11 protein-coding genes are annotated in these 12924 nt (G+C 60.0%); 1 reads left to right on the top strand and 10 read right to left on the bottom strand.

What is annotated here, in order from left to right:
* Positions 1-168: 168 nt before the first annotated feature.
* The 8 genes from parC to FEZ21_RS01580 form a co-directional block, all read right to left on the bottom strand.
* Positions 169-2433 carry a DNA topoisomerase IV subunit A gene (gene parC, locus FEZ21_RS01545; RefSeq protein ID WP_003438977.1) on the bottom strand — a complete coding sequence of 755 codons (2265 nt, stop codon included), beginning with the start codon at positions 2431-2433 and terminating at the stop codon, positions 169-171.
* Between the two features lie 11 nt (positions 2434-2444).
* Positions 2445-2966 (bottom strand): TIGR02281 family clan AA aspartic protease, encoded by a 522-nt coding sequence (locus FEZ21_RS01550; protein WP_160626291.1) that lies wholly within the window; start codon positions 2964-2966, stop codon positions 2445-2447.
* Positions 2963-3943, bottom strand: coding sequence for an esterase-like activity of phytase family protein (locus FEZ21_RS01555; RefSeq protein ID WP_003438975.1), 981 nt, complete (start codon positions 3941-3943; stop codon positions 2963-2965). Before FEZ21_RS01555 ends, FEZ21_RS01550 begins: the two co-directional genes overlap by 4 nt.
* The gene (gene parE, locus FEZ21_RS01560; protein WP_010656257.1) at positions 3943-5847 is read right to left on the bottom strand and encodes a DNA topoisomerase IV subunit B; all 1905 of its coding nucleotides are present in this window, start codon (positions 5845-5847) and stop codon (positions 3943-3945) included. The genes FEZ21_RS01555 and parE overlap by 1 nt, the downstream gene beginning before the upstream one ends.
* A 52-nt stretch (positions 5848-5899) precedes the next feature.
* Positions 5900-6508, bottom strand: a complete 609-nt coding sequence (locus tag FEZ21_RS01565; protein WP_160626293.1) for a YqiA/YcfP family alpha/beta fold hydrolase — start codon at positions 6506-6508, stop codon at positions 5900-5902.
* Positions 6509-6585: 77 nt separating this feature from the next.
* Positions 6586-7401, bottom strand: coding sequence for a 3',5'-cyclic-AMP phosphodiesterase (cpdA, locus tag FEZ21_RS01570; RefSeq protein ID WP_003438971.1), 816 nt, complete (start codon positions 7399-7401; stop codon positions 6586-6588).
* A gap of 104 nt (positions 7402-7505) precedes the next feature.
* Positions 7506-7958: a DUF1249 domain-containing protein gene (locus tag FEZ21_RS01575; protein WP_003438969.1), complete on the bottom strand. Its 453-nt coding sequence runs from the start codon at positions 7956-7958 to the stop codon at positions 7506-7508.
* On the bottom strand, positions 7949-8566 hold the full coding sequence (locus FEZ21_RS01580; protein WP_003438967.1) for an NUDIX domain-containing protein: 618 nt from the start codon (positions 8564-8566) through the stop codon (positions 7949-7951). Before FEZ21_RS01580 ends, FEZ21_RS01575 begins: the two co-directional genes overlap by 10 nt.
* 220 nt (positions 8567-8786) lie before the next feature.
* On the opposite strand from FEZ21_RS01580, the gene FEZ21_RS01585 reads away from it, so the two are divergent.
* On the top strand, positions 8787-9533 hold the full coding sequence (locus tag FEZ21_RS01585; RefSeq protein WP_003438965.1) for an RsiV family protein: 747 nt from the start codon (positions 8787-8789) through the stop codon (positions 9531-9533).
* A 65-nt stretch (positions 9534-9598) separates the two neighbouring features.
* Here FEZ21_RS01585 and cytX read toward each other — a convergent pair whose 3' ends face one another.
* Both cytX and thiC read right to left on the bottom strand, forming a co-directional pair.
* Positions 9599-10864 (bottom strand): putative hydroxymethylpyrimidine transporter CytX, encoded by a 1266-nt coding sequence (gene cytX / locus FEZ21_RS01590; RefSeq protein ID WP_178092356.1) that lies wholly within the window; start codon positions 10862-10864, stop codon positions 9599-9601.
* Between the two features lie 116 nt (positions 10865-10980).
* Positions 10981-12870, bottom strand: a complete 1890-nt coding sequence (gene thiC / locus FEZ21_RS01595; RefSeq protein WP_003438961.1) for a phosphomethylpyrimidine synthase ThiC — start codon at positions 12868-12870, stop codon at positions 10981-10983.
* Positions 12871-12924: the final 54 nt, after the last annotated feature.

Consider the following 12924-nt stretch of genomic DNA (forward strand, 5'->3'; position numbering starts at 1 on the left):
CCAGGTGGCCGCCGTTTGGCGCGCCGCAGTGTGATTCTGAAGATTTCCAGGAAAAATCATACGCGCTATGTCGTAAGAGGCGCATATCATCCGCGAATATACGGCGTGACTCCAGCGCCGTTGCGCCGATCTACGCGATAAATCGCAGATCGGACGCACTAAACGGGCTTAATTGGGCACTTCTACCAGCAAAGCATCCACACGCTGGAAGCCTCGCGGCAATTTGTTCCCGCGCCGACCCCGTTCGCCTTTGTAATGTTCCAGGTCATCAGCCTTGAGCGACAGGGTGCGTTTGCCGGCCTGCAGCACCAATGTGGCGTTGTCCGGCAGCACGGCGATGTCCGTCACGTACTCTTCGCGATTGGCCACGCGATCACCGGGAATGCCGATAATCTTGTTGCCCTTGCCTTTACCCAGTTGCGGCAGGTCGCTGACTTTGAATATCAGCAGCCGGCCTTCGGTGGTAACGGCCGCCAGCCAATTGTGCTCGCGATCCGCCACAGGTCGCGGCAGCATCACTTGCGCGCCTTTGGGCAGACTGAGCAACGCCTTGCCGGCCTTGTTCTTGGCCTGCAGGTCTTCACCCTTGACCACAAACCCGTAACCGGCATCGGAGGCAATCACGTACAGCGAGTCGTCTTCGGGCAACAACACGCACTCGAAAGTCGCGCCCGGTGGCGGCGTGAGGCGGCCGGTCAACGGTTCGCCCTGGCCACGGGCCGACGGCAACGTGTGGGCGGGCACCGAGTAACTGCGCCCGGTGGAGTCAATAAATACCGCGAACTGGTTGGAGCGTCCGGCAGCAGCGGTTTTATAGCCGTCCCCTGCTTTATAGGACAGCCCGGTCGCATCCAGGTCGTGACCTTTACCGCAACGTACCCAGCCTTTTTCGGACAGAACCACCGTGACCGCTTCAGTGGGCACCAGCTCGTTTTCCGACAAGGCTTTGGCTTCAGCGCGGGACACAATCGGCGAGCGACGGTCATCGCCATAGGTTTCGGCGTCAGCCAGCAATTCGCTGCGTACCAGTTTTTTCAGCTTGGCTTCGCTGCCCAGCAAGGTTTGCAGCTTGGCCTGCTCTTTGCGCAACGCATCTTGCTCGGTGCGCAGCTTCATCTCTTCGAGGCGGGCCAATTGGCGCAGGCGCGTGTCGAGGATGTAGTCGGCCTGGGTTTCGCTCAGGGCAAAACGCGCAATCAGCTCGGCTTTGGGATGTTCCTCGGTACGAATGATATGAATCACTTCGTCGAGGTTCAGATAAGCAGTGAGCAAACCATCCAACAGGTGCAGGCGGCGCTCGACTTTATCAAGGCGGAACTGCAAGCGGCGGCGCACCGTGTGAACCCGGAACTCCAGCCACTCCACCAGCAGGGCCCGCAGATTTTTCAGCTGCGGCTTGCCGTCCAGGCCGATGATGTTGATGTTGACGCGAAAAGTGGACTCAAGATCGGTCACAGCAAACAGATGCTGCATCAATTCGTCGAGATCGACCTTGTTGTTGCGCGGAATGATCACGATGCGGCACGGGTTTTCGTGGTCCGATTCGTCGCGCAAGTCAGTAACCATCGCCAGCTTGGTCGGCTTGGCCTGCATCAGCGCAGCGATCTGCTCCAGCACCTTGGCGCCCGATACCTGGTGCGGCAATGCCGTGACCACGATGTCGCCATCTTCGATGTGGTACACCGCCCGCATGCGCACCGAACCACGACCGGTCTGGTAGATCTTCAGCAGATCGGCACGGGGGGTGATGATTTCGGCTTCGGTCGGGTAGTCCGGGCCCTGAATGTGTTCGCACAGTTGCTCTATCGTGGCCTTGGGCTCGTCGAGCAGCCGCACGCAGGCGGTCGCGACCTCACGCAGGTTGTGCGGCGGCACGTCAGTGGCCATGCCCACGGCAATGCCGGTGGTGCCATTGAGCAGGATGTTCGGCAAACGGGCCGGTAACACCGCAGGTTCGTCGAGGGTGCCGTCAAAGTTCGGGACCCAGTCCGCCGTGCCCTGGCCCAGTTCGCTGAGCAGCACTTCGGAGTAACGCGACAGGCGGGCTTCGGTGTAACGCATGGCGGCGAATGACTTGGGATCATCCGGCGCACCCCAGTTACCTTGCCCGTCGACCAGGGTGTAGCGATAGCTGAATGGCTGCGCCATCAGCACCATGGCTTCGTAGCACGCCGAATCACCGTGGGGGTGAAACTTGCCGAGTACGTCACCGACGGTACGCGCCGATTTCTTGTGCTTGGAATCTGCGTCCAGCCCCAACTCGCTCATGGCGTAGATAATGCGCCGCTGTACAGGCTTGAGGCCGTCGCCGATATGCGGCAGGGCCCGGTCCATGATTACGTACATGGAGTAGTTGAGGTAGGCCTGTTCGGTGAAGTCGGCCAGTGACCGGCGTTCTACGCCGTCCAGGCTGAGATCAAGGGAATCGCTCATGCGGACCTCATTCAGTTCGTTGTCTGGCGCAGCAGCATGGTGCCGCCGCGCTGGGTAAATTCAAGTTTTTTCAGCGCACTCATGCCCAATAGCACTTGTTCGCCTTCAAGCCCGGGAGCCGCCACCGCGCGTACGTCGCGCAGCACAATGGCGCCCAGTTGCAGGCGGTCGATGCGGGTCTGATAGCCCTGGGTACGGCCATTGGCGGTATTCAGGGTCACGGCCATGCCCCTGGGCAATGCCAACTGCCTGGCCAGCTCCAGCGGGACCGCGACATCGGTGGCCCCGGTATCCAGTAAAAATTCCACCGGCACGTTGTTGATACGGCCGCTGGCGACGAAGTGGCCCTGGGAATTGGCGAGCAGTTTGACTTCGATGTAGCCCGCGCCCTGCAGCGAGGCGACCTCAGTATTGGGGTTTTCCTGACGCTGTTCCCAGCGCCCGAAAAATTGCGTCGCCAGATACAGCCCAGCGCACCAGGCCACAATCATGAAGACCCGGCCCACACCCTTGCCCGGCGGTTGCTGGCTCATGATGCGGCACTCCAGCCACCTTGCGGTGCCGCGAAGCGCCAGACCACGGGACGCTTCTCGCCATCGGCGCGCACGTGATTGCCGTTGTCCACACCGATCCAGGCGCCTTCGGCATCCACACTCAGGGCCTCGGCATTGCCATAGGCGCTGTTGTAACGCCGGGGAGCGATCAACCCATCATCGGCAAATGACCAGCAGCGCTCAACGTCGCCCGTGCCCGGGGTGCGACGACAAATGCGATAGGCCATGCGCTCGAGGGTGAACAGCTTGCCCTCGAACAGCGCCAGGTCGGCGAAGTCCTTTTGTTGTGCCTTGACCTTGAGTTGAGGTGGGGCCGACTCGAGGCCACCCTCACTCATCAACACGCAACCGCCTTCGCAGTCCCACACGCTCTGTTTTTTGCCGATGGTCAGCAAACCGCGGCGCTCGCGCTCGGCCGCCAGCCAGATCTGGTTGCCCTGCGGGTTGACGGCGATACCTTCAAACAGCGCATTGAAATGCAGCAGCATGCCGCTGGCGCGCGCCTGGCGGACCAGTGACGGATCGATTTTCAACCATGCCGGCGCGCCCGTCTGCGGAATTTGCAGCACCGCGGCGTGGGTCTCGCTGACCACGAAGCGGTTGCCCGCCTCGTCGCAACTGATGCCTTCGAAATCCAGCTCACCACCACGCAACGGGCTAACGGCCTTGCTCATCATGCGCACGCCCCACGGCAAGCCGCTTTCAGGGGGCGGCGGGACATCAATATGCAGTGCCTCGGCGTGCCATTCGGGAGAGTGCTGATCCAGGCGGTAAATCTGATCATCATCGCGATCAGACACCGCCCACAGCTCACCCAGACACAGCGCCAGCCCGGACAGGTTGGCGCCGCGCATGCCTTCTACGGGATGCTCGGACTGCAGCACCAGCTCCGGCCAGGTATCGGCCATTACCGGTGCTGCAGTCACACAAAGCAACGCCATCAAGGCACTGCGCATCAGGCCAGCACCTGCGCCAGGTTGCCTTTGGATTCGAGCCAGGACTTGCGGTCACCGGCGCGTTTTTTCGCCAGCAACATGTCCATCATTTCCGACGTGGCGGCGTAATCTTCAAGCGTCAGCTGCACCAGACGCCGGGTGTTCGGGTCCATGGTGGTTTCACGCAGCTGCGGCGGGTTCATTTCACCCAGACCTTTGAATCGCGTGACCTGTGGTTTGCCGCGCTTCTTCTCGGCCACCAGACGGTCGATGATGCCATCACGCTCGGCTTCGTCCAGGGCGTAGAAAATCTCTTTGCCCAGGTCGATCCGGTACAGCGGCGGCATGGCCACATACACGTGACCGGCATCCACCAGCGGGCGGAAGTGCTGCACGAACAATGCACAGAGCAAGGTGGCAATGTGCAGGCCGTCCGAGTCGGCGTCGGCGAGGATGCAGATCTTGCCGTAGCGCAGCTGGCTGATGTCGGCCGCGCCCGGATCAACCCCGATGGCTACCGCGATGTTGTGCACTTCCTGGCTGGCCAGCACTTCGCTGCCGTCGACTTCCCAGGTGTTAAGGATCTTGCCGCGCAACGGCAGGATGGCCTGGAACTCTTTGTCCCGGGCCTGCTTGGCTGAACCGCCGGCGGAGTCACCCTCCACCAAAAACAGCTCGGAGCGCATCGGGTCCTGCCCGGCACAGTCCGCAAGCTTGCCCGGCAGGGCCGGCCCCTGGGTGATGCGTTTGCGCTCGACCTTTTTACTGGCCTTGAGCCTGCGCCCGGCGTTGTTGATTGCCAGCTCTGCCAGCTGCATGCCCAACTCGGGGTTGGCATTGAGCCACAGACTGAAGGAGTCCTTGATCACACCCGAGACGAAAGCGGCCGCCTCACGGGACGACAGACGCTCTTTGGTCTGGCCCGAGAATTGCGGTTCCTGCATTTTCATCGACAGCACGAACGCAATGCGTTCCCACACATCTTCGGGGGCCAGCTTGACGCCACGGGGCAGCAGGCTGCGGAATTCACAGAACTCGCGCATGGCATCGAGCAAGCCCTGGCGCAGTCCGTTGACGTGGGTCCCGCCCTGGGCCGTCGGGATCAGGTTGACGTAGCTTTCCTGAACACTGTCGCCGCCTTCGGGCAGCCACAACAGCGCCCAGTCGATGGCTTCTTTATTGCCCGCCAGGCTGCCACAGAACGGCTCGTCAGGCAGGCGCTCGAATTCGCTGACCGCATCCACCAGATAGGAGCGCAGGCCGTCTTCGTAGTGCCACTCGATCTTTTCGCCGGTGCCCTTGTCCTCGAAACTGACCAGCAGCCCCGGGCACAATACGGCCTTGGCCTTGAGCACGTGCTTGAGACGGCTGACCGAAAACTTGGGTGAATCGAAGTATTTAGGGTCCGGCGCAAAGAACACGCTGGTACCGGTATTGCGCTTGCCGACAGTGCCGACAACTTCCAGGTCGGTGGCTTTGTAGCCATCGGCAAAGGTCATCTGGTACTCGTTGCCGTCACGCTTGACCTTGACCCGCACCAGGGTCGACAGCGCGTTGACCACCGAAATCCCCACGCCGTGCAGGCCGCCGGAGAACTGGTAGTTCTTGTTGGAAAACTTGCCGCCGGCATGGAGCTTGGTGAGGATCAGTTCGACCCCTGACACACCTTCTTCGGGGTGAATGTCCACCGGCATGCCGCGCCCGTCATCACTGACTTCCAGCGAGTGATCGGCGTGCAGAATGACCTGCACCGATTTGGCGTGACCGGCCAGGGCTTCGTCGACACTGTTATCGATGACTTCCTGGGCCAGGTGGTTGGGCCGGCTGGTGTCGGTGTACATGCCGGGACGTTTGCGCACCGGGTCGAGGCCCGAGAGGACTTCGATGGCGTCGGCGTTATAAGAGCTAGCGCTGGGAGTGGCCATAGGGTCTCGTCGTTAGTCGTAAATGAAAAATAAGGGCCATTCGACGGGCGCCTTAAAGGGCCGCAAAATCGATGGTTTGATACTGTTGGGCGCCAATCCCGGCAAAATTCAGCAGCGCGGGCAGTTGCTGCGCGAACCCCTGGTAACTGTGATCGCCACCGGCCTCAATCCGCAAGACACACGCCTTGTAGTACTTTTCAGCATTACGGTAGTCCAGGGTTTCATCGCCTGTTTGCAGCCACACCTGATACCGCTGCGGGTCCTGGGGTGCCGCCACTTCAAGCTCGGCCAGGGCCTGCACATGATCCAGGGTCAGCTCCCAGGTTTCGCCACTGTAAAGATTGGTTTGGGTGCCCAGATAACCGTCGAACATCCGATGCGGGCTGACGGCCGGGTTGACCAGTAGTGCCTTGAGGCCATGCTGTTCGGCCAACCAGGTCGCATAGTAGCCGCCGAGTGAGCTGCCGACCAGCAACGGACGGTCCATCTCGCTGATTGCCGCAGTCAACTGCGCCATCGCTTCACGGGGGTGATGATGCAAGGCCGGCACCCGGAGCTGATCGCCAAGGCCCATGCCTTGCATTACCGAGATCAACTGCGTGGCCTTTTTGGACTCAGGGGCACTGTTGAAGCCATGGATATACAAGATGGAACCGGACATGCAATCACTCCCGAGTACAGATAAGGCTGAACACAACATCAATAAAGACGCGCAGTTTAGCCTGACTCAGGGGCAACTCAGTAATTGTTGGCGCTGTAATCGGGTTCAAAGACGAAGTCAGTGACGCGTGACACCCCGGTTTGCAAAGTGCCATCAGGCTGCAGGCGCAACCAGCGATAACCCGGCGCCTCACTGCTGACCTTGAAATCCGCGCTGCCGGGGGCGAACTGGATGCAGGTCGAGGGTGAGGCCAGCAACCTGACGCCGTTGCGCTGCTGATCGAAAGCCTGATGCACGTGCCCCCAAAGTACGCCACGGACCTGTGGATAACGATCGATGACCTTCCAGAACTCACCGGCGTTGCACAGCCCGATCGGTTCAATCCATTCACAGCCCACCGGCACCGGATGGTGGTGCAGGCAGATCAGATGATGACGGTCCGGCGCTTCGCTCAAGGATTGCGCCAGCAACTGCAGCTGACTGTCTTGCAGATAACCCTGGCTCTTTTGCTCCACGTTCGAATGCAGCAATGTGATGCGCCAATTGCCCAGATCAACCACCGGGTCCAGCAAACGGCTTTGCACGGCCGCTTCGCGCATATGGGGCAGATTGTCATGATTGCCGGGAATCCAGCGCGCTTTGGCGCACAGCGACCCGGTCAATTGCCGAAAACGCTGGTAAGCCGCAATGCTGCCGTCCTGGGCCAGATCACCGGTGCCCAGCAGTAAATCGACCTGCGGCTGTTCGCCGCGAACCAGATCGATGACCTGCTGCAGGCTGTCTGCGGTCCTGAGCCCCAGCAGTGAACCCTCGGCATCGGCAAACAAATGGCTGTCGGTCAACTGCACCAGCAGCACCGGGTCTTCGGTGGTCAGCGTGGATACACTCGGCAAGGTGAATCTCCCGGGAGAAAGGGTTGTGTGGCAGGAGCGCGCTTGCTCGCCAGCTGTCGTGGGGCAAAGATCGCGAGCCAGCCCGCTTCTACAAATTAGTACGTCTAACGGACTTCCGCGTATTCATGCCCGCATGCCAGACAATGGCTCAGCCACTCACCCAAAAATATATTGAGCTGGGCTTTCTCGTCGGGCTGGTGCATGGCCACGTTGGGGTACGGGTAAATACTGCGAAAACGCCGCGCATGCTCGGCCGCAATCACCTCAGCCATGCGCGCATCGTGGTACACCTGAACCTGCAGTTCGGGTACCGGCAGCCACGGCAGGCTGTGTTCCTGCCGTACCCGCAACGTGCTGGTGTAGGGGCAGTCCTGAATCACCTCAAGGGTCAGCACCCCGAGCATCTGGTCACCCTGGGTCACGGCGATCCGCCGTGCAACCGGTTGCTCACGCATATCGGGCAGCAACCGCATCAAACGTGCGTAGTTGGCTTCGCAGGCAGCCTGCAAGCCAATCAGGTCGACCCGGTATCGTTCACGACGCGCAATTACAACCATAACCCCCTCACTTCAGCGCGGTTAAGCGCCAGCCATTGCAGGGCAATAATGCTCGCTGCATTGGAAATACGGCCATCGCGTACGGCTTGCAAGGCATCTTCATAGGCCCAGACCGTTACTCGAATATCTTCAGCTTCTTCTTCCAGCCCGTGCAATCCGCCAACCCCTTCGGAGCTGCAACGGCCCAGATACAAATGCACAAACTCGGTACTGCCGCCCGGGGACGGAAAGTAACGGGTGATCGGCCACAAAGACGAGAACTTCAGCCCCGCTTCTTCTTCACCTTCGCGATGGGCGACTTCTTCAGGCACTTCGGCCTTGTCGATGAGCCCGGCGACCAGTTCTATCAGCCAGGGAGTCTCGGCCTTGCCCATGGCCCCGACCCGGAACTGCTCGATCAGCACCACTTCATCGCGCTGCGGATCATAGGGCAGCACACACACGGCATCGTGCCGGACAAATACTTCGCGACTGATCTCAGGGCTCATGCCGCCAGCAAACAATTCATGGCGCAGGTGTACGCGGTCAAGCTGGTAGAAACCCTTAAAACACTCTTCGCGTTTTATGATCTCTGTGGCGCTTGGCGTAGCCTTGGTGATATCAGTCATGGAAAACCTCTGCTGGCGAATTTCTCCGGGGTTGCCCCACGGCATCGGGCATCCTAACGCGCCTGCGGCCAAGGATGCAGCCCCTTTTATGACGCGGGGATAGACGGATCGCCTGCAAACCCTCTCTAATTGACACTGTTGAGCTTAGTGGCGAACCGACTCCCTTGTTGGCAGTCGAACCACCATAATTCCACCTTTCTTTCGTTGATGAAGGACGACCATGTCGCTTTTGAAATTTGCCTCCATGACTTGTATCGCCCTGACCCTGGGTGCCTGCCAGAGCGTATTCCAGCCGTCCGCACCAAAACCGCTGGCCTTTACTGTGGACGCTTCCGAGCAAGTCAAGGCCGGATGCAGCGGCGATGAGTGCCCACTGGTAAACATCGAGACCGCGCACTTTGCAGACGCCCCGAAACTCGATGCCCTGATCGAAAACCGCTTGTTGAAAATGACTGTGGATTCGCCCGATGCAAAACTGGCGCCTTCGCTCAATGCCTACCGCGAGCAGTTCTTGCGCACCGCGGACAGCCGCAACAGCACCTACTTGCAGGCAAAAGTACGCGAGCAGCATGACGGTCTGGTGATAGTTGAACTGTCCAGTTATCTGGACACCGGCGGCGCCCATGGCATGCCGGGACGCGGCTTTATCAACTACTCCACCAAACAGCAGAAGGAAGTCACCCTGCAGGACATGCTGCTGCCGGGACAGGAGCAAGCCTTTTGGGGCGCCGCCAAAGTGGCGCACAACAACTGGCTGATCAGCAGCCATTTCGGCAACGACCCGGAATACGTGAAGAACTGGCCGTTCCAGACAACGCCGAACGTGGCACTGCTCAAGGACAACGTCGTCCTCAAGTACGACGTGTACAGCATTGCGCCGTACTCCGAAGGGCATGTCGAGTTGAAGATCCCCTACTCGCGCCTGAACGGCATTCTGAAGCCTGAGTGGTTCCCGGCTCGCGGCTAAACCCCGTCCACTGCAGGAGCTAGCTTGCTCGCAAGCTGCAAGCTTATGGCTTGCAGCTTGCTGCTTCAGACTCTGTTACGTCCCAGCACCCACTGCAGCAGCCCGGCCAGCAACAAGGCCGGCAAGGTCGCCCCCACATCCGCAAACAGATTCGCCAGCAGATGATAGGTCAGCACCCCGCCGCCCCAGGCCAGCAATGTCGACCAGCGGAATAATGAGAGCGAAACCCGGGCACTGCGTTTGCGCAAAATGAAGTGATCCACCAGTACCACGCCAAACAGCGGCGCGAACACCGAGCCGATCAGCAGCAAGAAGTTCTGGTACTGCGCCAACGGCGCGAAACAGGCGATCAGGGTGCAGATCACACCAATGGTCAGCGCCAGATGCTCAACTTTGACCTGCGACAAAATCCCGCCGGAGACTGCCGCCGAATGAATATCGGCAAAGGCGTTTTCGGACTCGTCGAGCAAGATCAGCAACAACGGAATCCCCAGCCCCGCACCCGCCAGCGCCAATAGCAACGCATTGACTTCGCCACTCGGAGCGAACGCCAGCGTGTAGGCCACCCCCAGACTCATCAACCAGAAGTTGCCAATAAAAAAGCCCAGCGCGGTGCCGCCGAACACATTTCTGGCGCGCTTGCCAAAGCGCGAATAGTCGGCGATCAACGGCAGCCACGACAGCGGCATGGCGATGGCAATGTCAAAGCCCAGTGCGAACGGCAGCGACCCGTCACCCTTTTGCGCCCACAGGGCAGGCAGATCAGCTTTGGCGAACAGGTTCCAGGTCAGCCACAGACACGCCGCCAGCAGCAGCCAGATGCCCCATTTACGCAGCACCTTGCGCACAAAAGTCAGCGGTCCGCTAACCGCGAGCAAGGTGGCCAGGGCACCAAATAACAGGGTCCACAGCATCGGGCTGGTCAACAGGCTGCCTTCGCCGAAAGCGCGGGCGCCCAGCAAGCTTGCGGCATCGCGCATCACGATGATTTCAAACGAGCCCCAGCCGATCAGTTGCAACACGTTGAGCATGGCCGGGAGCATGGCACCCCGGGTGCCGAGGCTGAGTTTGAGGGCAGCCATGGAGGACAGTCCGGTATCGCTGCCGATCACCCCGACCGAAGCCAGCAGGGCCACGCCCACCAGGGTGCCGAGGAAAATCGCCAGCAATGACCCTGAAAGACCCAGGCCCGGCGCCAGTAACGCGCCGGTCTGCAACACCATCAGGCCAATGCCGAGGGAGAACCACAGGGAGAACAGATCACGGGCGCCGAACACGCGCTTGTCACCGGGTACCGCAATGTCAGGGGAATAGGTGCTGGGTGTGTTCAAGGAATGAATCTCGAAGGGACGTTGGTTTTTTACGCTCGCAATCGCCGGCAAACCGGCTCGCACAATATCGGCGCAATCATTGTGGGAGCCGGCTTGCCGGCGACTCGGGGTTTAGATCAGACTTTTTTGTACAGCTGGCTGCCTTCCTGCTTGAAGCGCTCGGCCTGCTCCGCCAGGCCCTGGGCGACTTCTGCATCCACCGTTTCAATGCGCTGATTGGCGGCGTAGATGCGCACTTCCTGGGTGATTTTCATCGAGCAGAATTTTGGCCCGCACATGGAACAGAAGTGCGCGACCTTGGCCGAATCCTTGGGCAGGGTTTCGTCGTGGTAAGAACGGGCCGTGTCCGGGTCCAGACCAAGGTTGAACTGATCCTCCCAACGGAATTCAAAGCGCGCCTTGCTCAAGGCGTTGTCGCGGATTTGCGCCCCCGGATGACCCTTGGCCAGGTCGGCAGCGTGGGCCGCGATCTTATAAGTGATGATCCCGGTCTTCACGTCATCCTTGTTCGGCAACCCCAGGTGTTCCTTGGGTGTGACGTAACAAAGCATGGCGCAACCGAACCAGCCGATCATGGCTGCGCCGATGCCCGAAGTGATGTGGTCGTAACCCGGCGCAATATCGGTGGTCAGCGGGCCCAGAGTGTAGAACGGCGCCTCGTCACAGCACTCCAGCTGCTTGTCCATGTTCTCCTTGATCAGTTGCATCGGCACGTGGCCCGGCCCTTCGATCATGCACTGCACGTCGTGTTTCCAGGCGATTTTGGTCAGTTCACCGAGGGTTTCCAGCTCACCGAACTGTGCTGCATCGTTGGCGTCGGCGATCGAGCCCGGACGCAGGCCATCGCCCAGCGAGAAGCTGACGTCGTAGGCCTTCATGATTTCGCAGATTTCGTCGAAATGGGTATAGAGGAAGTTTTCTTTGTGGTGCGCCAGGCACCACTTGGCCATGATCGAACCACCGCGCGAGACAATCCCGGTCACGCGCTTGGCGGTCAACGGCACATAGCGCAACAATACGCCGGCGTGAATGGTGAAGTAGTCGACACCCTGCTCGGCCTGTTCGATCAGGGTGTCGCGGAACAACTCCCAGGTCAGGTCTTCGGCCGCGCCGTTGACCTTCTCCAGCGCCTGATAAATCGGCACGGTACCGATCGGCACCGGCGAGTTGCGGATGATCCACTCGCGGGTTTCGTGAATATGTTTGCCGGTGGACAGGTCCATGACCGTGTCCGAACCCCAGCGAATGCCCCAGGTCAGCTTGGCCACTTCTTCTTCAATGGAGGAGCCCAGCGCACTGTTGCCGATGTTGCCGTTGATTTTCACCAGGAAATTACGCCCGATAATCATCGGTTCCAGCTCAACGTGGTTAATGTTGGCCGGGATGATGGCGCGCCCGCGGGCGATCTCTTCGCGCACGAACTCGGCAGTGATTTCTTTCGGGATGCTGGCGCCAAAACTGTGGCCCGGGTGCTGCTGATCCAGCAGACCGGCAGCCCGGGCTTCTTGCAACTTCATGTTTTCGCGGATGGCGACGTATTCCATCTCGGCGGTAATGATGCCCTGACGCGCATAGTGCATCTGGCTGACGTTGGCCCCGGCCCTGGCCCGACGCGGATTTTTCACGTGGGCGAAACGCAGCTTGGTCAGTTCTGCATCGTCGAGACGCATCTGCCCGAAATTGGAGCTCAGGCCCGCCAGGCGTTCAGTGTCGCCACGATCATCGATCCACGCCGAGCGCACGTCGCCCAGGCCTTTGCGCACGTCGATTTGCACAGACGGATCGGTATACGGGCCCGAGGTGTCGTAGATCAATACCGGCGCGTTGATTTCGCCGCCAAAATCAGTGGGCGTGACATCCAGGCTGACTTCACGCATCGGCACCAGAATGTCCGGGCGCGAGCCCTGTACGTAGACTTTTTGTGATCGGGTAAACGGCTTGACCGATTGTTCATCGACCTTGGCCGAATCACTGAGATTGATCGCGTTTTTTGGTTTTGTACTCATCACGGCTCTCCAGACTGCATCCAGGCGGATTGTCGGAGGTAGAACCTGAAAAAA

The organism is Pseudomonas sp. 9.1(2019), assembly GCF_009910445.1.
GTDB classification, from domain to species: domain Bacteria; phylum Pseudomonadota; class Gammaproteobacteria; order Pseudomonadales; family Pseudomonadaceae; genus Aquipseudomonas; species Aquipseudomonas paraversuta.

Excerpts from the sequence above, each read along its gene's own strand:
- FEZ21_RS01580 (WP_003438967.1), bottom strand. The coding sequence starts at position 8,566 with ATGACTGATATCACCAAGGCTACGCCAAGCGCCACAGAGATCATAAAA.
- FEZ21_RS01575 (WP_003438969.1), bottom strand. The coding sequence starts at position 7,958 with ATGGTTGTAATTGCGCGTCGTGAACGATACCGGGTCGACCTGATTGGC.
- FEZ21_RS01550 (WP_160626291.1), bottom strand. The coding sequence starts at position 2,966 with ATGAGCCAGCAACCGCCGGGCAAGGGTGTGGGCCGGGTCTTCATGATT.
- FEZ21_RS01555 (WP_003438975.1), bottom strand. The coding sequence starts at position 3,943 with ATGCGCAGTGCCTTGATGGCGTTGCTTTGTGTGACTGCAGCACCGGTA.
- FEZ21_RS01585 (WP_003438965.1), top strand. The coding sequence starts at position 8,787 with ATGTCGCTTTTGAAATTTGCCTCCATGACTTGTATCGCCCTGACCCTG.
- thiC (WP_003438961.1), bottom strand. The coding sequence starts at position 12,870 with ATGAGTACAAAACCAAAAAACGCGATCAATCTCAGTGATTCGGCCAAG.
- FEZ21_RS01565 (WP_160626293.1), bottom strand. The coding sequence starts at position 6,508 with ATGTCCGGTTCCATCTTGTATATCCATGGCTTCAACAGTGCCCCTGAG.
- parC (WP_003438977.1), bottom strand. The coding sequence starts at position 2,433 with ATGAGCGATTCCCTTGATCTCAGCCTGGACGGCGTAGAACGCCGGTCA.
- parE (WP_010656257.1), bottom strand. The coding sequence starts at position 5,847 with ATGGCCACTCCCAGCGCTAGCTCTTATAACGCCGACGCCATCGAAGTC.